Source organism: Devosia submarina, from assembly GCF_003056345.1.
Lineage (GTDB): Bacteria > Pseudomonadota > Alphaproteobacteria > Rhizobiales > Devosiaceae > Devosia > Devosia submarina.
In genome coordinates this window covers 294,515-310,185 of sequence record NZ_PYWB01000002.1, presented here as the reverse complement: position 1 = coordinate 310,185, position 15,671 = coordinate 294,515, and the positions used below count along the sequence as shown (strand labels likewise).

Sequence of the window (15,671 nt, the reverse complement as noted above, 5' to 3'; positions counted from 1 at the left end):
TCGACCGATCACCAGTAAGGAGTGTTTGCCATGAGCAGTTCCAACACGACCACCAAGCACGACGAGATCCGCAAATGGGCCGAAGCGCGCGACGGTCACCCCGCCATGGTTGATACCAAGGGCAAGGGCGGCATTCTGCGCATCGATTTTGGCGAGCCCGAAGACAATCTCAAGCAGATCTCGTGGGACGAATTCTTCAAGATTTTCGACGAAAACAAACTGGCCTTCCTCTACCAGGACAAAACGGCTGATGGCGGCGAAAGCCGGTTCAACAAATTCGTCAACCGTGACTGAGGCTAAAATAATGGATGCTGCGCCTCCAACGAGCGAGCAAATGCAAGCGGCTGTCGTTACTGGCCCCGGCACGATCACAATACAACAGCATGAACTGCCTAGCCCCGGACCGGGTCAGGTTCGGGTCCGGCTCGAGGGCTGTGGCGTCTGCGCCTCAAATCTTGGCCCCTGGTCCGGCCCTGAATGGATGAAATTCCCCACCGAACCCGGTGGGCTCGGCCATGAAGGCTGGGGCCGCATTGATGCAATTGGCCCGGATGTGGAAGGCGTGGATGTGGGGGACCGCGTCGCAGCCCTGTCCTACCATAGCTATGCCACCCACGACATTGCCGATGCCAAGGCCGTGGTGAAGCTCCCATCAACGCTGGACGGCGTTCCCTTCCCCGGCGAGCCGCTGGGGTGCGCCATGAACATCTTCCGGCGCAGCGAGATTGCCGCCGGGCAAACCGTCGCCATCATCGGCATCGGCTTTCTTGGTGCCCTCTTGATCCAGCTCGCTGTTGCCGCCGGCGCCCGGGTAATCGCCATAGGTCGGCGGCCATTCGCCCTTGATCTGGCCAAGCAACTGGGCGCTGCCGAGATCATCCCGATGAACGATCATTGGCAGATCATCGAGCAGGTCAAGCAACTCACCAATGAACAGTTCTGCGATCGGGTCATCGAAGCCGTGGGCAAGCAATGGCCGCTTGATCTTGCCGCCGAACTCACGCGCGAACGAGGCCGGCTGATCGTTGCGGGCTACCATCAGGATGGTCCCCGTCAAGTCAACATGCAGATGTGGAACTGGCGCGGCTTTGATGTGATCAACGCCCATGAGCGCGACCCAGCCATGTATGTGCAAGGCATTCGCGACGCCATCGCCGCTGTAGAGGAGGGCCGGCTCGATCCGAGCGCCCTTTACACGCACAAATATCCGCTCGAGGAGCTGGACACGGCGCTCAATGCGACGCGCGACCGGCCGGATGGCTTCATGAAGGCCCTGGTGGTTTATCCATGAGCGGTGCCTCCGCTTCGCCCCAAGGAGCGCAAGCTCTGCCCCGCATCGGCTTTCTCGGAACCGGCCGCATCGGGCTCAACCGCATGCGCGCGCTGGTGGATCAGGGGCTGGTCGAGGCGGCTGTGGTTTCGGACCCCTCAGCCGAAATGGTCCGGGCTGCCCAGGAGATTGCGCCTGACGCCCTGGTTGCATCATCGTTTGACGAGCTTCTCTCCCATGATCTGGATGGCGTGGTCATCGCCACGCCAAGCGCCCTTCATGCCGAGCAGTCGATCAAGGCGCTGGAGCGGGGCTTGCCCGTCTTTTGCCAAAAGCCGCTGGGCCGCACCCGGGACGAGGTTGTAGCCGTCGTCGATGCTGCCCGCAAGGCGGATCGAACGCTCGGGGTCGACCTTTCCTATCGCTACACCGCGGGCATGGAGCAGGTCGCGTCCGTTGTGCGCTCCGGCACGCTGGGGCAGGTCTTTGCGGCAGATCTGGTGTTCCACAATGCCTATGGCCCAGACAAACCCTGGTTCTTCGACAAGACCTTGTCGGGCGGCGGCTGCGTCATGGATCTGGGCGTTCACATGGTGGATCTGGCCCTCTGGGTGCTCCATTTCCCCGAGGTCACATCGGTCACGAGCCAGCTGTTCAGCAAAGGCCAGCCTCTTGCCGCCAACAGCGACACAGTGGAAGATTTCGCCGTCGCAACGCTGACCCTGGCTACGGGCGCTGTCGTGCGCGTCACCACCTCCTGGCATCTTCATGCCGGACGCGATGCGGTGATCAGTGCCGATTTCTATGGCACCGAGGGCGGCGCCAGCTTCAGCAATGTGGGCGGTTCGTTTCTCGATTTCGAGGCCCGGCACAATACCGGGACCCAATCGCGTGTGCTGTCCCAGCCACCCGACGATTGGTCCGGTCGCGCCCCGGCCGCCTGGGCCGCAAGCGTTGCGCAGGGTGGCCGGTTCGATCCGGCAGCCGAACAATTTACCGCGGTGGCCGACATTCTGGACCGCATCTATGCCCGTTAGAGTATTATGAGTTCACCCAAGCGCGTCGGCATCCTCACCTTCCATCGTTGCATCAATTATGGCTCCTATTGGCAGGCGCGGTGCCTCGCTGAAGGATTGCGCGCGCGCGGCCATGATGCCGTCCTGCTGGACCACCATTCCCGCCGCATCAATCTGGCCGAGTGGCGCGTCGCCCTCCACCCCATCCCTGATGCGCCGCCCGCCAGCCATCGCTCGGCCTATGTCCAAAAGGCGCGTAAATTTTTCGAAGCTTTCGACCGATTGCCCCTGTCCCAGCCCTTTCCCCTGCTTGAGCCCGAGCAAAGCGAAGCCTGCGACGTGGTGCTCGTGGGCAGCGACGAAGTGTGGAACCTCCGTCACCCTTGGTATGGCGGGAAGGGCATTTTCTATGGCGATGGCCTTAATGCCGGACTGCTGGCCTCCTATGCGGCAAGCTTTGGCAACCAATCTGCCTCTGGTGGGCTGGAGGGCTATTGGTCCTCGCGGCTCAAGCGCTTTGACGCGATCTCCGTGCGTGATCAGAACTCGCAATCTCTTGTCGCCGAGGCTACGGGCCGCACCCCGCCTTTGGTGCTCGACCCTTGCCTGCAATTCGCGCACCTCATCCCCAAAGTGCCGCCTCTACCCGAGCGTGAACCTTATGCCCTGGTCTATGGCCACGGTTTTCCCGAATGGCTGCAGCAATCCATGCGCCAATGGGCCAACAATCAGGGCGTCCAGCTCCTCAGCATCGGCTATGAAAATGCTTGGGCCGACGAGCAGCTGATCGGCGCCGGCCCCATGGAATTCGCTGCGATTGTTGCGGGGGCGCGGGCAGTTGTAACCAACTTCTTTCACGGCTGCGTCTTTGCCCTGGTCAACGGCAAACCCTTCGTCACCGCGCCGTCTGACTACCGCTTCAACAAGGTGCGAGATCTTGTGGGCGCCCTGGGAGCCGAGCGCCACATGGTTTCGCCCGAAACCACGGGCACTCAGTTCCAAAGCATTCTGAACGACGTTCTGGATCCCCAGATCGGCCATACCATCGCAGCCATGCGGATCCAATCCGATAGCTACCTCGATCATGTCCTTGCCTGACGCGGTCAGCTTGGGCGAGATCACCAAGTCCGGCCTTTGCATCGGCTGCGGCGCCTGCACCATGGCGCTGCCGAATGTGCAAATGGAACTGGACCGCTATGGGCAATACAAGCCCATGACGTCACGCGCCGAGCAGCGCCGGCGCTCTGAGGCTTTGGCGCAGACCTGCCCCTTTTCTCCGGTGGCGACCAACGAAGACGAGATCGCATCGGTGCGTTTCCCGCAAGCGCCGCACCAGGACGCGCGCCTGGGCCGGTTCGAAACCGCCTATGTCGGCGCCGTCAGCGAAGAACCGTTTCGCCAGCAAGGCAGCTCGGGCGGCATGGTCAGCTGGGTCGCGGCCGAATTGCTGCGCCGAGGCATGGTGGATGGCGTCGCCCATGTGCGGCCCACTGGCGGCGACGTTTTCTTTGGCTATGGCATGTCCCGCAGCGTCGAGGAGGTCCATGCCGGCGCCAAATCTCGCTACTACCCCGTGGAACTCTCGGCCATTCTTCGCGAAATACGTGAGGTTCCCGGACGCTACGCCGTTATAGGCATACCCTGCTTCATCAAGGCCGTGCATCTGGCCCGCGCGCAGGACCCGATCCTTGCCGAACGGATCACCTATACTCTGGGGCTTTTCTGCGGGCATATGAAAAGCGCGCGGCTCGTGGAAAGCTTTGCCTGGCAGATGGACACCAGCATCGAGGCGGTAAGCGGCGCCGAATATCGCATCAAGGGTCCTGAACGTCCTGCAAACTGGTACACCGCCCAGCTTAAACTAAAGGATGGCTCCGTCCGCCAGAAGGACTGGTGGTATCTGGGCGATGGCGATTGGGGCGCCGGCTTCTTCCAGAATTCGGCCTGCAATTACTGCGACGATGTCCTGGCGGAAACCGCCGACATCTCCTTTGGCGATGCCTGGGTCGAACCCTATTCATCCGACTGGCGCGGCACCAATGTCGTTGTGGTGCGCTCGCCCGTACTGCGCGATATCGTCGCCGAAGCCATTGCGGCCACAAGGCTCGAGCTCAAACCCGTTGACGCCGACTACATCGCCAACACCCAGGCCGCCGGTTTTCGCCAGCGGCGCGAGGGCCTCGCATACCGCCTGTCTTGGCATCGCCTGGGCCTCAGGCCCCGCAAGCGCGTCGCGCCCAGTAGGGATTTGCCGTTCCAGCGCAAGCTGATCTATCGCCTGCGCTATGGGATCAGCCTGTGGAGCCATCGCATGTTCTGGCTGGCGCGCCAGCAGCATCGCCCGGCCATCTATGTCACCTGGGCCCATGCGGCCCTCAAACTCTACCATGGCCTGGCCTATGGCCGGGGCAGGATAGGGGCCGTCGCCAAGCGGCTCCGCTTGAGCCGAGGCGACGGCTAGGGGCTAGATCGTCAGTGCTGGGGTTTGAAGAAACTCGGCTTGGGACCGAGCGTCGGCACGCGGCGCATAGCGCTCGATCATCTGCGCGCAGAACGCGGCGAATTCCTCGGGCACTTGCGGCGCGCTGGTGTGATGGGGCGCAATGCCCCGGTGCTCAGGGGTGAAGCAGAACGTCACGGTAACGTTGAAATCTTCCAGCGCCTGCATCTGCCGGTCGAACCAATCGAGCGCATTGGGCCGGAAGCTGTCGGCCCAGGAAAGCCCCGTGCGCAGATGCGTCACGCCCAATCGCTTCATCCAGGCCACTGCGTCGTCCAGCCGATGGTCATGATAGTGGAACCACTGCACCAGCCCCATCTCGGGCGTGTGCTTGGCAAACTCCTCCAGCGCCGGCTTGGGCGATCCGTCCTCGCGCAGCAGCCCCATGTAGAAGTGCCGATAATAGGATGAACCCTCGGCCTCGCGGTGGCGGGTGGTCGCTTCCCACTCGCGCGGCAGATCATAAAGGCTGTACCACTGGATGCGCGCGGCATTGCCCTTGAGCAGTTCGGCCGTGCGCTGCAACCCCCAGACCTGCACTTCCTCGGCACCAAAGGTGGAAATGCCCACCTCGCTCACCCAGATCGGCAGATCGGTAACGGCGCGGATCTCGTCAAGCTTCTTGGGCCAGTCGTGGATCTGCCACAGATTCCAGTCGAGCGGAAAACCATGCACGGCCACGGCGTTGACCCGGTCGAGCACACCATAATCCTTCATGCGCGTCATGAAGCCCGGATCGATCGGGGAAATGCCGCCGAGCACTCGTGTCACGTCCGGATTGGCCTGGGCGATCGCATCGGCAGCCAGATTGACCATGTGGCCGAACTGCGCCCATTCCGGATCAATCTCGGGATCCCAATGGGACTTGTTGTTCGGCTCGTTCCAGATCATGGCCGCTTCGATCATGCTTTAGGCTCCCTTGCTGGGGTAAATAGGATAGGCGTCTGCCGATTGTTGAATGGCCCGGCAGATATAAACTTCCGCTTCCGGATGGGCGGTGATTTCAAAGCCCGAACTGCGCAACATGGCTTCGGCACAGGCTGCATTGGGCACCCACCAATTGGTCGGATCATTGGCATAGCGATGCTCAATGAAGTGCAGTTTGGGGTAAGCCGGATCATTGAACAATTCATAATCGGAGAACGGATAGTTCTCGGCGAGCTCGGGCACATCCTTGCTGCCGCGCTGCATCGATTGAAAGATCAACATGTCCGCTGCCACATGCTCGCGGATCAAATCCAGCGCGAGGAGCGGGTGGCGCAAATGGTAAAGCACGCCCATGAAGATCACGACGTCGAAGTTCTCGCCGAGCGCGCCGACATCATAAACCGACATCTTCCGGAACTCGATATCGGCCTCAGCCACTTCGGCGGCAAAGCGCGCCTGATTGAGATAAACATCGTCGAAGTCGATGCCCAGCACGCGCGCTGCGCCGCGCTTCTTCATCTCGATCGAATAGAACCCTGCATTGCACCCAATATCGAGCACCGTCTTGCCCGAAAGATCGGCCGGAATGGCATCGGCGATCTTGCGCCACTTGATGTTGGGGTAATCGCCCAGAAAATGCTCCGGCGCCGTACGGACACCGCCCAGATCCAGATTGTGGAACCACGGTCCGAGTGCTTCAACCTTTTGGCGGATTTCAGCAATAGGCAGGGTCATGCGCATGCCTCCTTGTTCATGGGGTAGTTTCGTTAAGGGTCAGCACCTTGCTGCCCCATTGCCCAACCACGATCGTGGTGATTGACGCCGGCGAGATTTCCAGGCGCGGCCATGCATCGATCGGCAGGCCCAATATGTGGCTGACTATAGACTTGATGATATCGGCGTGGCTGACCAGCACGAAGCGGCCATCGGCATTCTGCCGCGCCAGCTGCCGTACCAGCCCAATTGAGCGGCGCTGCACGTCGATCATGGTTTCCCCATTGGGAGTTTCGGCCATGCTGCGCTGGCTGTTCCAGCGCTGCCATTCATCGAGCTTGTTGAGCTGATCAAAGGTCGAACCGGACCAGGCGCCGAAATCCACTTCGTCCAGTTCCTCGGCAATGCTGATGGGCATGTCGCCACTAGCCGCAGCAATGGCAGCGGCTGTTTCCTGCGTTCGCTCGCGAGGGCTGGCATAAATCGCTTCGAAGCGCTCCCGCGCCATGCGCGTGGCCAGGCGCTGCGCCTGCGCCAGCCCATCGGGACCCAAATGGATCGAAGGTGCCCGTCCGGCCAAAAACCCGCCCACATTGTCATGGGCGGCATGGCGCACCAGAAAAAACGCAGCTGTCACGCCCTTGGCCCCGCAAAAGCATGAGGGGCAGAGGAGTTAACCTGCGTTAAGCCAGAAGGCAGCTGTTGCGGGGGATGAGGACAAGCTTTAGCCACCTCTCCCACGCTAAAACACGCAGAAATCCTCGCGCTCGCGCTCTCCCCCTGCGCTCCTTGCTCCGTCATCGCCATGCCAACCCCATACATTCTATGAGGCCAACGGGACCCGCCAAGCTTTGTTCCTGCTGATCGCAGAACAAGAGCCAAGCCAGTGCAAGTCTTTGGAGATATGAAGCGCCTTGAAGATGCGAGCAATGTTGCGCGCGAACTCAGGCAACGCCTGCAAAAAGTGGGCAATCTCGGTCCGAGGAGGGAACGCCACCAGTCACTCGTTGCAGCTTTCATCCGCCTATCCGAACTGGTGCAAGGCATAGCCGACCGCGAGTTCCATCACATTCATGCCGATGAAATCAGCCCCACGCAGAAGGCGGGCAATGCGCTGCTGTTATCGCTTGCCCAAACTGTTGCAGCTTCATGGGACAGCGGCTTCTCCAACACCGAGCCCCTGCCTCCCGCGGCCTTCCAGCAACTCTATGCACTAGGGCAAGCCGGCTCCATCACCACCAAGCAGGCAGAAGGTTATGCCTTCTACGCCCTTTACCCCGAAAGCTATATCGCGGCAGCGCGCCAATCGGGGCTGGGAACCGACACGACGGTGATCGGCATCCGCAGCATCGGCGCAGGGCTTGCGGCCCTGGTGGCTGCGGGCCTCGGAGCACCACCAGCGATAACCATTCGTCCCTCTGGTCACCCCTTTGATCGCCAATTAGTGCTTGGGCCAAAACTCTCCCGCCATCTGCTGGAAAGAGAGGGCGCCTTTGCCGTCGTGGACGAAGGTCCGGGCTTGTCCGGCTCGTCCTTCAACTGCGTCGCCGATTGGCTGGTGAGACACGGAATTGCCGAGAAACGCATTCATTTCTTTCCCAGCCATTTCGGCGATCTCGGCCCCCAAGCACAAGAGGCGCATCGCCAGCGTTGGGCAAAAGCGCCCAAGCACCATGTCAGCTTCGACGCCTTGGTTCTGGACGCCGCAGAACCCGCACAAAGCCTGGAAAGCTGGATCGCGTCGGCCGTAGGTCCACTAACGGCGCCCTTGCGTGACATCTCCGGGGGAAACTGGCGCGATCTGAAGGCCCCTGCCGAGGTCCCGGCCGATCCAGCTATGGAAAAGCGCAAATTCCTGGCGGAAACCAAGGGCGGCAAATGGCTCGCGAAATTCTCCGGCAATGGCGACGCTGGCCAGAACAAGCTCGCCTTGGCCCAAGCGCTGGGCGATGCCGGCTTCCTGCCTCAACCCATGTTTTTGGCCTGCGGTTTTCTCCTTATGCCATGGCTCGAGGGGCAGACCGCATCCGGGCAAACACTCCCTCCGGGCCGCCTGATCGACTATCTTGCCTTTCGGTCCAACTTGCCCCCGCAAGGGGGAGGGGCGAGCCTTGGTGAACTCTTCGAGGCCGCCATCTACAATATCGGTCAGCGCTATGGCGAGAACGCCGCAACCAGTCTCCGCACAGCCCTCGGCAATCCGGAGCGCTTCCATCCCATCCCCTGCTGCACCGATAACCGCATACATGCTTGGGAGTGGCACTTGAAAGATGGGCAATGGTTCAAGTTCGACAGCCTCGATCATCACGCCGCCCATGATCTGGTCGGCTGCCAGGATATCGCCTGGGATCTCGCCGGTGCCGCAGTCGAGCTGGATCTTTGCTTTCAAGATCGCGACCAACTCGCCACGGCTTTGGCCGAGCGCATCGGCCGTTCGATCGAACCCGATTTCGTCGCCGCGAGCGAGCTTTGCTATCTCGGTTTCCAGATCGGCCTGTGGAGCATGGCGCGGGATCGCAACAACAGGCAAGAATTCGCCCGCATCGACCGGCAGTTAAGGCGCTACGGGCAGCGCCTGCTGGCAAACGGCGTGCAGATCACATGAGTTAAGTCGTGAACTGCACAGCGCTTTGGCCCTTGTAACTCTACCTGCCTATGGAGCTTGCAATGAAAGCGCTAAATCCTATCACTCTTTTGCTGATTATTATTGGCGGCATCAACTGGCTGCTGGTCGGTGCTTTCCAGTTTGATCTTGTTGCCGCAATTTTCGGTGGCCAGGATGGGGCGCTTGCCCGCATCGTTTACATCCTGGTTGGCCTTTCCGCCATTTACCAGCTCGTGCCCTTCTCCCGGGCCATGTCGAGCGGCGAAGTGCCGGCGGAGCGCAATACGACAGCGCGCAACCACTAGGACGCGGCCCGACGAGCGTCTCAAGGCAAAAGGCTGCCATTTGCCGATGGCGGCTTTCCGCATCTAGGGGAGGCTTGTTCCGTCCCAGAAATTCTGCCCGTTCTTGGCCTCCACAATGGCCTGCAGCAGATCCTGTGCGATTTGGGACAATTCCCCGGCAATTGCTTCAACTGCCTGACTCGCTCCAGATGCGGCTAGGGAACGCGCGAGGAACTCCCCGGCAATGATGTCGTCGTCCATTTCCGCCAGGGTTGCAGCCGCCGTCGCCAGCAAGGCCGCACTCGCCGTTCCAGCGCGCAGATCCTCGGTCAGCCTTGGCGCGACGCGGGTATGCGTGCGAGCCCGTTCATACCACGACGCCCAATCTTCATGGGTGAACTTGCTCGCATTGGTCATTTTGAATCGCTCCTCGACGCAAGCCGAATGGAGCCAAGGGGTAAAAGGTTCGCCGGATAACGCCGGTTAAGCAAACAGGAGAAGCAAACAACCATGACGGGCAAGACAGAGCATAACACCGAGCGCCGCAAGGAACGGCAAAGCGAAGCCGACCACAACCGCAATACCCCGCGCAGCAACAAGGGCCTGGCGGAAACCGGGGTCACCGAACCGCATATCGAGCGCGCGGAAAGTGACCAGACCGGCAGGAAGGACAGCTGAGAGATCCGGCGGGCTATCGACCTGCTTGTCGCTGCCAGCTAAATCTATGTTAAAACGGATTGCCGCTTCACCTGCTATGGGTGATCAACCACCGGTCCGCTAAGGATCATCTCGGGCCGTTTCAGCGTTGACGGCTCAGGAGCGTTCAACTTCATTCGAACTGCGCCGCTTCGTTATGTCCAACAAGAAACATATCAGGCGTCCAGAAGGAGTGTTGACGAGCGCAAGCAAGGTCACAGATGAGCAGCCACTATTCCGTTGAAGCAGCCGAGGGTTTTCGCGGACAGGAGCGGACCATCGGCGATGGTGAACATGATGTGTTCGCACGCCGGCTCAACGCGCTTTATCCCCTGCAGCCGCAGGAAAGCAAAATCCTCGAATCGCTGGTCGAGACTGTCTACACAGTTGCGCCGCATCAGGACATTCTGCGGGAACAGCAACCCTCCAAGGAAGCTTTGGTCCTGCTGGAAGGCCTCGCCTGCCATTACAAGGTGCTCGACAGCGCCCGCCGGCAGATGACCGGCTTTGTCGTTCCGGGGGACCTCTGCGACTATGGCTTTCTGTCCTCCAGCGTTACCCGGCAAAGCGTGCTTTCCCTAGGTCAGGTCGTGGTTGGCCGGATCGATCTTCGTCAGCTTTCGGCCGCTGCCGACAAGATGCCCAACATTCTTGTCGCCATGATGCGCGCCGCCGCGATCGATCAGTCCTGCGGGCGGGAGTTGATCATCAGCCTGGGTGCGCGCGACGCCCTGCAGCGCCTGGCCCATTTCCTGTGCGAACTGTTTTATCGCCTGCGCACCGTGGGCCTCGTGGCTGCCAGCAACCAGTTCGAGCTTTCCATGACCCAGGCGGAACTGGGCGAGGCGCTGGGGCTCTCCACCGTCCATATCAACCGCACCATCCAGCAATTGCGCAAGCGCAAGCTGATCAGCATGGGGCAGGGCATGGTGACGATTCTGGATCCGGCCGGCCTTGAAGCCATAGCGTCGTTTGACGGACGCTATCTGCGTTCCAACTAGCTAGCGGGCAAAGCTGCGGGCCAGGGCGCGGGCAAACATCTGCGCCGGAGCTTCCCGCTGCGTGCTGGGCAATATCGTACGCAAGGGGCTGGTCGGCCGCACAACAGGCCGCCGCGTCACCGCATGGATCTCGTTGACCAGCTTTTTGCGATCAAACGGCTTTTCCAGCAACGGCGATTCCCGGAACCGGTTCGGCATCGACTTGCGATCCGAGGCCGTTGCGAAAATGATCGGCACGCCCTGGTCGCGCAGCATGTCGGCAACTTCGAACACTGTGGTGCCATGCAGCCGCACATCAAGCACGGCCGCATCGATCTTTTTGCGCCCAATCAGGTGCATGGCATAAAACGGCGTCGGCGCGGGGCCGAGCACAGTGGCACCCAGATCCCGCAAGGACCGGCAGATATCGGTGGCAAGCACAAAATCATCCTCGACCACAACGATGCGTTTGCCGTTGAGATCGGCCGCTTCTTCTGATGCCATGTCGCTCCACCTCGTCCCGCAGTTTCGCGCGACCTGCGTTACATGGCTATAACTTTGGTTAAGCCAGATGGTTCAAGTGCCGCTGTTCTTACCGCTGGTATCCGCGGAGGCCCCACCCTGTTCTGCCCCTTCTGCAGGTGGATTTTGGCGCAGCAGGGCGTCTGCCTCGCGTTGGCGCAGGCATCTGTCGAGGGCGGTGAACCAGTATTCCTTTTCCCGGCCCAGGGGGCGGCCATCGTTCTCCCACAGGAAATAGGCGGTGTCGCGCACCGCTGACTCAAAATCCTTGTCGATCCAGGGGTCGTTCTCGTCTGGCATTGTCCATTCCCGATGAAATACCGATGCTAAACAGCCCCGCTGCCCCATCGTTCACGTTGTAACGCACGATATGGGTCCACGATCCCTGGCTCAAGCATGGAACGCGGTTGCTGGTTGCCACTTTATGTATGCATGGCAAACCCGACAACCGATCAACTGCGTGACGATATCGACAAGGGCCGCACTGGTGAGAAAGTCGCCATGCCCGATCCCGCAACTGCCCCCCTGGGCACAGACGCTGAGGCGGGCGGCTCTCCGCCCACGCCCCAGGAGCGCAAGCTCGAAAAGCAATCTGCCCCCTGGTCGCCTGGCGGCGAAGGCCGGCCGGCAGTTTCCGGCGGCATGATCTACCTTCTGCTTATAGTGGTCGTCGCCATCGTCGCGATCTCGACCATTTTCCTGGCAGCCGACTAAAAACCCTTGCTTCACGACCTCCGCACAAGCGTCGGCCCGACGCTTGGGAGAAACGGCGCGAACTAGCCCGATCATGCGGGCCCGTCGTGCTTGCCGGCGCGGCCTAGTTCATCGCCAGGTAAAAGATCGTGCCGAACACCACAATAAACGCCACTACGCCCAGGATGATGCGCACCATGCTGCCATAGGGATTGTTGCCCAGGGCAGCCCGTTCGGCCACGCCGCGGTTGCGCTCAACCAGCACCTCGTCGGTTTCCGGCCGGGGGCGCTCGGGATTTGCTGAATCGCTCATGTTACGCTCACTTGCCGCTCGATATGAGGGACAACGGCTCTGCCGTTCCCGGGTTGCCTGCGCAAGGGTGCGCTGCTTCGACATGGAAGTTCCAGCCGCCTTTCCTGCCTAACAATGACCCGACCATCGCCCACCAGTTGATCTGGTGAGCTCGGTCACCTGCGTGGCAACTCGTCCCTATCGCCAGCAGCCGGCAAACGGCCCGGAAACGCTCCCGGGCCTAGGGCTTGCAAAGCTAGTGAATGGTTGGCGGCAACACCGTGCTGCCCTTCAAGCTCATACAATAGCGCCTTGCATCCACCGGCTCGACGAGCCCAAGGCTATATAGTTGCTCGGCCAGTTCGCTCGGCAGGGGCGATGTGCCAAGCTGGCTCAGCGCCGCAAGGGCTCGTTGCTGCAAGGGCGTAAGGGAATTCCACGAGAGATTCACGCTGCCGCTCCCATGCTCGATTGCCCCATCTGGTGCGCTGCCAATTCGGCGGGCACCATCTCCTCAACGCGATCAAGCGCACAAAGCGCGGCCCGCAGGTCATCCACCCTGGCCGTAACGCCCGTGCTGGTTGATCTCAGCCCCGGCACGCCGCGCACCGCATTGCGATCCGACAGCCAATGGGCGAGCAATGCTCGTCGTCGCGCCACGCTGAGGCTTTGGTCGGCGACGATCTCGCGCGGGTGGTAATACCCGATCAGATCGCTCCGCTCGACCTCATCGACATCCCTGGGATCAATGGCAAAACCAGTGTTTGTCCACATAACTACATCCTCTGATGAGCAACATAGATAGGAAGGACCCTATAAGGGTCCCACTGACAAACCAACCCATGATGGGCTTGGCAGGAGGTGATCTAGAATTCGCTGTTTGGTTTTCAAGTCCCTATCGGGGCTCCAGGCAAGCCGGAACCATAAGAGGTTCGCATGGTTCATTCAGGGAGAACGGGAGCCACGCCATGAGCAACAACCAGGACGTTCAAAGCGCCTCCAGGCAAGCCTCTGACACCGATCGCGACCTGGGCCCTGCGATGATGAATGGCGTTCGCTGCCGCTGCCCGCGTTGTGGCGAAGGCAAGCTCTATCGCAAATACCTAAAGATCGCCGATAGCTGCGAGCAGTGCGGGCTCGACTACAGCCACCATCGTGCCGACGACCTGCCGGCCTATGTCGCCATCACCATTGTCGGCCATATTCTGGTCGGCGGCCTGCTCCATTTCCAGTCCGGGCCCGAAATCGCGGCGTGGATCTACCTCGCCATCCTTATACCACTTGCCGTGATCCTGCCGCTGCTCATGCTGCCCTCCATCAAGGGCGCCATTGTGGGCATGCAATGGGCGCGCCGGCTCCACGGCTTCTGAATTTTGCCAGCAACAGGAGACAGATTTTGAACACGGCCAATCTGCAGCTCGAGGGCCTCTACCTCGCCATCGCCGCCATCAACAACGCCCTTGTCGAAAAAGGTATTCTGACGCGCGACGAAGTCGGACTGGCCCTGCGCCGCGCCGAGCAGACTGCCCTGGGCGACTACCGCAACGAGAGCCTGAGCGGCGCAGAGCAGGATGCGGTCGCCTTCGCGCCCCGGCTGCTGTTCCTTGCCAACAACAGCGCGGCCGATGGCCAGACGCCAGCCTTCTCCGAACTGGCCAAGCTTGTAGGGCAAACCAAGCCGCCCCATCCCGATCGCCTCTAGCGCAGGACTTGTGCGGGCGCTTGCCCGAGCACATATCTTCCCTATGGCAAGCAAGGATCCCGCGAACACCCCCAACAAGCCGCTGCAGCAATCGGCCAATGTCAGCGCCGATGTCGCCGCCTTTGTCCAAAAGGTCGGCACGCTGGCGCGTCCGGCAGGCGCAGGGCAGGGGCGGCTCCTGTTTGCCCTTGATGCCACCATGAGCCGTCAGCCCACCTGGGATTTGGCTCAGTCGCTTCAGGCCGAGATGTTCAAGGCCCTCCCCAAGGACCGCGGCCTGCAAGTGCAGCTACTCTATTTCCGCGGCTTCGGGGAATGCCGCGCCTCCAAATGGGTGATCGATGCGCAAGCTCTTGCCCGCCTGATGAGCCGCATCGATTGCCGCGGCGGCAATACCCAGATCGGGAAGGTCTTTGCCCATGCCCGTGCCGAGCATACCAAGGGCAAGATCAACGCCGTTGTTTTCGTGGGTGACGCCATCGAGGAGAATGTGGACGAGCTCGCGCAAAAAGCGGGCGAGCTGGGCCTTCTTAACTGCCCCATGTTTTTGTTCCAGGAAGGCCACGACAGCCGTGTCGAGGCAGCCTTTCGCGAATTTGCCCGTTTGACCAAGGGTGCCTATGCCCGCTTTGATGCCTCCGCACCCCAGGAGCTGGCAGCCCTTCTGAAGGCCGTGGCCGCCTATGCCGGCGGCGGACGCGAACATCTCAGGCTTCAGGGCACCAAGCACGCACGCGCCTTGCTCGCGCAGATCGAAGGCCGATGAGCTATATTCTGCTCGGCGGTGTCACGCTGCTGGCTATCCTGGCCGCCTACCAATATATCCGCCGCCTTGATCCTCGCACCATCAGGTCCGGCCTGCGCTGGCTTGTCGGGGGTGCCGGCGCGCTCCTGACGATTGGCCTGGTGCTGGCCCGCCGGATCGATCTCGCCGTTTTTGTTGGCGCCGGCGTCTTCTCCATCCTGCGCACCGGCAGGCTTGGTCCCTTTTCCCTTGATGGCAATCTGGGCGATCCCGGCAATATATCCAAGGTCCGCAGCCGGTTTTTCGCCATGGAGCTCGATCACGACACTGGTGCCGTCGCCGGGCGCGTAACAAGTGGCCAATTTACCGGCGCCGACCTTATGGATCTGGGGGAATACGATACGCGCCTCCTGATCGAGGAAGTGCAGGGCGACGCCGACAGCATCAGCCTTCTCCAAAGCTGGCTCGACAGCAATCGCGCCGGCTGGCGTGAATATTTCGCCGAGCAGGACAGCGCCGGAAATGCAGGCCCTAGCCAGTCCGCGCCAGTGGACGAACTTGCCGAGGCCTATGAGATACTCGGCCTTCAGCCGGGCGCCAGCGATGACGATATCAAGGCCGCCCATCGCGAACTGATGAAGGCTGTTCATCCCGATCATGGGGGCTCGAGCTATCTCGCCTCCAAGATCAACGAAGCCCGCGATCGGCTCCTGCGCCACTAGCCG

Annotated in this window: 23 protein-coding genes; 14 read left to right on the top strand and 9 right to left on the bottom strand. The window is 61.1% G+C overall.

Annotated features, from left to right (window positions below; all coding sequences use genetic code 11):
- Window positions 1-30: 30 nt before the first annotated feature.
- From DDE77_RS04070 to DDE77_RS04050, 5 genes are read left to right on the top strand one after another with little or no spacing between them, the layout of a single operon-like run.
- Window positions 31-294 (top strand): hypothetical protein, encoded by a 264-nt coding sequence (locus tag DDE77_RS04070; RefSeq protein ID WP_108396149.1) that lies wholly within the window; start codon window positions 31-33, stop codon window positions 292-294.
- Between the two features lie 40 nt (window positions 295-334).
- Window positions 335-1,291 (top strand): MDR/zinc-dependent alcohol dehydrogenase-like family protein, encoded by a 957-nt coding sequence (locus DDE77_RS04065; protein WP_108396288.1) that lies wholly within the window; start codon window positions 335-337, stop codon window positions 1,289-1,291.
- A complete protein-coding gene (locus DDE77_RS04060) occupies window positions 1,288-2,307 on the top strand; it encodes a Gfo/Idh/MocA family protein (RefSeq protein WP_108396148.1) in 1,020 nt (339 codons plus the stop codon). The genes DDE77_RS04065 and DDE77_RS04060 overlap by 4 nt, the downstream gene beginning before the upstream one ends.
- A 6-nt stretch (window positions 2,308-2,313) precedes the next feature.
- Window positions 2,314-3,384 (top strand): polysaccharide pyruvyl transferase family protein, encoded by a 1,071-nt coding sequence (locus DDE77_RS04055; RefSeq protein ID WP_108396147.1) that lies wholly within the window; start codon window positions 2,314-2,316, stop codon window positions 3,382-3,384.
- Window positions 3,371-4,747 (top strand): Coenzyme F420 hydrogenase/dehydrogenase, beta subunit C-terminal domain, encoded by a 1,377-nt coding sequence (locus tag DDE77_RS04050; RefSeq protein ID WP_108396146.1) that lies wholly within the window; start codon window positions 3,371-3,373, stop codon window positions 4,745-4,747. Before DDE77_RS04055 ends, DDE77_RS04050 begins: the two co-directional genes overlap by 14 nt.
- Window positions 4,748-4,750: 3 nt before the next feature.
- On the opposite strand, the gene DDE77_RS04045 is transcribed toward DDE77_RS04050, so the two are convergent.
- From DDE77_RS04045 to DDE77_RS04035, 3 genes are read right to left on the bottom strand one after another with little or no spacing between them, the layout of a single operon-like run.
- The gene (locus DDE77_RS04045) at window positions 4,751-5,692 is read right to left on the bottom strand and encodes a glycoside hydrolase 5 family protein (protein WP_108396145.1); all 942 of its coding nucleotides are present in this window, start codon (window positions 5,690-5,692) and stop codon (window positions 4,751-4,753) included.
- Between the two features lie 3 nt (window positions 5,693-5,695).
- A complete protein-coding gene (locus DDE77_RS04040) occupies window positions 5,696-6,448 on the bottom strand; it encodes a TIGR04290 family methyltransferase (RefSeq protein ID WP_108396144.1) in 753 nt (250 codons plus the stop codon).
- 16 nt (window positions 6,449-6,464) lie between these two features.
- Complete coding sequence (locus DDE77_RS04035; RefSeq protein ID WP_108396143.1) at window positions 6,465-7,064, bottom strand: histidine phosphatase family protein; 600 nt, start codon at window positions 7,062-7,064, stop codon at window positions 6,465-6,467.
- Between the two features lie 267 nt (window positions 7,065-7,331).
- Here DDE77_RS04035 and DDE77_RS04030 point away from each other — a divergent pair, with 267 nt between their 5' ends.
- Window positions 7,332-9,032, top strand: coding sequence for a hypothetical protein (locus tag DDE77_RS04030; protein WP_108396142.1), 1,701 nt, complete (start codon window positions 7,332-7,334; stop codon window positions 9,030-9,032).
- 62 nt (window positions 9,033-9,094) lie between these two features.
- Entirely contained in the window at window positions 9,095-9,337 is a 243-nt protein-coding gene (locus DDE77_RS04025; RefSeq protein WP_108396287.1) for a DUF378 domain-containing protein, read from the top strand.
- Between the two features lie 63 nt (window positions 9,338-9,400).
- Here DDE77_RS04025 and DDE77_RS04020 read toward each other — a convergent pair whose 3' ends face one another.
- Window positions 9,401-9,733, bottom strand: a complete 333-nt coding sequence (locus DDE77_RS04020; RefSeq protein WP_108396141.1) for a hypothetical protein — start codon at window positions 9,731-9,733, stop codon at window positions 9,401-9,403.
- 93 nt (window positions 9,734-9,826) lie between these two features.
- Between DDE77_RS04020 and DDE77_RS19370 the strand changes: the two genes are divergently transcribed.
- Window positions 9,827-9,994, top strand: a complete 168-nt coding sequence (locus tag DDE77_RS19370) for a hypothetical protein (RefSeq protein WP_157959660.1) — start codon at window positions 9,827-9,829, stop codon at window positions 9,992-9,994.
- A 239-nt stretch (window positions 9,995-10,233) separates the two neighbouring features.
- Entirely contained in the window at window positions 10,234-11,013 is a 780-nt protein-coding gene (locus DDE77_RS04015; protein ID WP_108396140.1) for a Crp/Fnr family transcriptional regulator, read from the top strand.
- Here the strand turns inward: DDE77_RS04015 and DDE77_RS04010 are convergent, their stop codons facing one another.
- Window positions 11,014-11,496 carry a response regulator gene (locus DDE77_RS04010; protein ID WP_108396139.1) on the bottom strand — a complete coding sequence of 161 codons (483 nt, stop codon included), beginning with the start codon at window positions 11,494-11,496 and terminating at the stop codon, window positions 11,014-11,016.
- Between the two features lie 72 nt (window positions 11,497-11,568).
- Window positions 11,569-11,814, bottom strand: a complete 246-nt coding sequence (locus tag DDE77_RS04005; RefSeq protein WP_210204335.1) for a DUF2934 domain-containing protein — start codon at window positions 11,812-11,814, stop codon at window positions 11,569-11,571.
- 132 nt (window positions 11,815-11,946) lie between these two features.
- Here DDE77_RS04005 and DDE77_RS04000 point away from each other — a divergent pair, with 132 nt between their 5' ends.
- On the top strand, window positions 11,947-12,228 hold the full coding sequence (locus DDE77_RS04000) for a hypothetical protein (RefSeq protein ID WP_108396137.1): 282 nt from the start codon (window positions 11,947-11,949) through the stop codon (window positions 12,226-12,228).
- Window positions 12,229-12,331: 103 nt separating this feature from the next.
- On the opposite strand, the gene DDE77_RS03995 is transcribed toward DDE77_RS04000, so the two are convergent.
- From DDE77_RS03995 to DDE77_RS03990, 3 genes are all read right to left on the bottom strand, one after another.
- Complete coding sequence (locus DDE77_RS03995; protein ID WP_108396136.1) at window positions 12,332-12,520, bottom strand: hypothetical protein; 189 nt, start codon at window positions 12,518-12,520, stop codon at window positions 12,332-12,334.
- A 235-nt stretch (window positions 12,521-12,755) separates the two neighbouring features.
- Complete coding sequence (locus DDE77_RS19365) at window positions 12,756-12,950, bottom strand: hypothetical protein (RefSeq protein ID WP_157959659.1); 195 nt, start codon at window positions 12,948-12,950, stop codon at window positions 12,756-12,758.
- On the bottom strand, window positions 12,947-13,273 hold the full coding sequence (locus tag DDE77_RS03990; protein WP_108396135.1) for a hypothetical protein: 327 nt from the start codon (window positions 13,271-13,273) through the stop codon (window positions 12,947-12,949). The genes DDE77_RS19365 and DDE77_RS03990 overlap by 4 nt, the downstream gene beginning before the upstream one ends.
- A gap of 194 nt (window positions 13,274-13,467) precedes the next feature.
- On the opposite strand from DDE77_RS03990, the gene DDE77_RS03985 reads away from it, so the two are divergent.
- Genes DDE77_RS03985 through DDE77_RS03970 form a run of 4 tightly spaced genes read left to right on the top strand, consistent with a single transcriptional unit; the run spans window position 13,468 to window position 15,668 of the window.
- Window positions 13,468-13,869 carry a DUF983 domain-containing protein gene (locus tag DDE77_RS03985; protein ID WP_108396134.1) on the top strand — a complete coding sequence of 134 codons (402 nt, stop codon included), beginning with the start codon at window positions 13,468-13,470 and terminating at the stop codon, window positions 13,867-13,869.
- A 26-nt stretch (window positions 13,870-13,895) separates the two neighbouring features.
- Entirely contained in the window at window positions 13,896-14,201 is a 306-nt protein-coding gene (locus tag DDE77_RS03980; protein ID WP_108396286.1) for a hypothetical protein, read from the top strand.
- 43 nt (window positions 14,202-14,244) lie between these two features.
- Window positions 14,245-14,967: a hypothetical protein gene (locus DDE77_RS03975; protein ID WP_108396133.1), complete on the top strand. Its 723-nt coding sequence runs from the start codon at window positions 14,245-14,247 to the stop codon at window positions 14,965-14,967.
- Window positions 14,964-15,668, top strand: a complete 705-nt coding sequence (locus tag DDE77_RS03970) for a DnaJ domain-containing protein (RefSeq protein ID WP_108396132.1) — start codon at window positions 14,964-14,966, stop codon at window positions 15,666-15,668. The genes DDE77_RS03975 and DDE77_RS03970 overlap by 4 nt, the downstream gene beginning before the upstream one ends.
- The last annotated feature ends 3 nt before the right edge of the window (window positions 15,669-15,671 follow it).

Bases quoted from the DNA above. Each gene is read 5' to 3' on its own strand.
- DDE77_RS04015 (WP_108396140.1), top strand. From the start codon at position 10,234: ATGAGCAGCCACTATTCCGTTGAAGCAGCCGAGGGTTTTCGCGGACAG.
- DDE77_RS04065 (WP_108396288.1), top strand. From the start codon at position 335: ATGCAAGCGGCTGTCGTTACTGGCCCCGGCACGATCACAATACAACAG.
- DDE77_RS04060 (WP_108396148.1), top strand. From the start codon at position 1,288: ATGAGCGGTGCCTCCGCTTCGCCCCAAGGAGCGCAAGCTCTGCCCCGC.
- DDE77_RS03970 (WP_108396132.1), top strand. From the start codon at position 14,964: ATGAGCTATATTCTGCTCGGCGGTGTCACGCTGCTGGCTATCCTGGCC.
- DDE77_RS04055 (WP_108396147.1), top strand. From the start codon at position 2,314: ATGAGTTCACCCAAGCGCGTCGGCATCCTCACCTTCCATCGTTGCATC.
- DDE77_RS04000 (WP_108396137.1), top strand. From the start codon at position 11,947: ATGGCAAACCCGACAACCGATCAACTGCGTGACGATATCGACAAGGGC.
- DDE77_RS04030 (WP_108396142.1), top strand. From the start codon at position 7,332: ATGAAGCGCCTTGAAGATGCGAGCAATGTTGCGCGCGAACTCAGGCAA.
- DDE77_RS03985 (WP_108396134.1), top strand. From the start codon at position 13,468: ATGAGCAACAACCAGGACGTTCAAAGCGCCTCCAGGCAAGCCTCTGAC.
- DDE77_RS03990 (WP_108396135.1), bottom strand. From the start codon at position 13,273: ATGTGGACAAACACTGGTTTTGCCATTGATCCCAGGGATGTCGATGAG.
- DDE77_RS03995 (WP_108396136.1), bottom strand. From the start codon at position 12,520: ATGAGCGATTCAGCAAATCCCGAGCGCCCCCGGCCGGAAACCGACGAG.
- DDE77_RS04020 (WP_108396141.1), bottom strand. From the start codon at position 9,733: ATGACCAATGCGAGCAAGTTCACCCATGAAGATTGGGCGTCGTGGTAT.
- DDE77_RS04045 (WP_108396145.1), bottom strand. From the start codon at position 5,692: ATGATCGAAGCGGCCATGATCTGGAACGAGCCGAACAACAAGTCCCAT.
- DDE77_RS04010 (WP_108396139.1), bottom strand. From the start codon at position 11,496: ATGGCATCAGAAGAAGCGGCCGATCTCAACGGCAAACGCATCGTTGTG.
- DDE77_RS04050 (WP_108396146.1), top strand. From the start codon at position 3,371: ATGTCCTTGCCTGACGCGGTCAGCTTGGGCGAGATCACCAAGTCCGGC.
- DDE77_RS03975 (WP_108396133.1), top strand. From the start codon at position 14,245: ATGGCAAGCAAGGATCCCGCGAACACCCCCAACAAGCCGCTGCAGCAA.
- DDE77_RS04070 (WP_108396149.1), top strand. From the start codon at position 31: ATGAGCAGTTCCAACACGACCACCAAGCACGACGAGATCCGCAAATGG.
- DDE77_RS04025 (WP_108396287.1), top strand. From the start codon at position 9,095: ATGAAAGCGCTAAATCCTATCACTCTTTTGCTGATTATTATTGGCGGC.
- DDE77_RS19370 (WP_157959660.1), top strand. From the start codon at position 9,827: ATGACGGGCAAGACAGAGCATAACACCGAGCGCCGCAAGGAACGGCAA.
- DDE77_RS04005 (WP_210204335.1), bottom strand. From the start codon at position 11,814: ATGCCAGACGAGAACGACCCCTGGATCGACAAGGATTTTGAGTCAGCG.
- DDE77_RS04040 (WP_108396144.1), bottom strand. From the start codon at position 6,448: ATGACCCTGCCTATTGCTGAAATCCGCCAAAAGGTTGAAGCACTCGGA.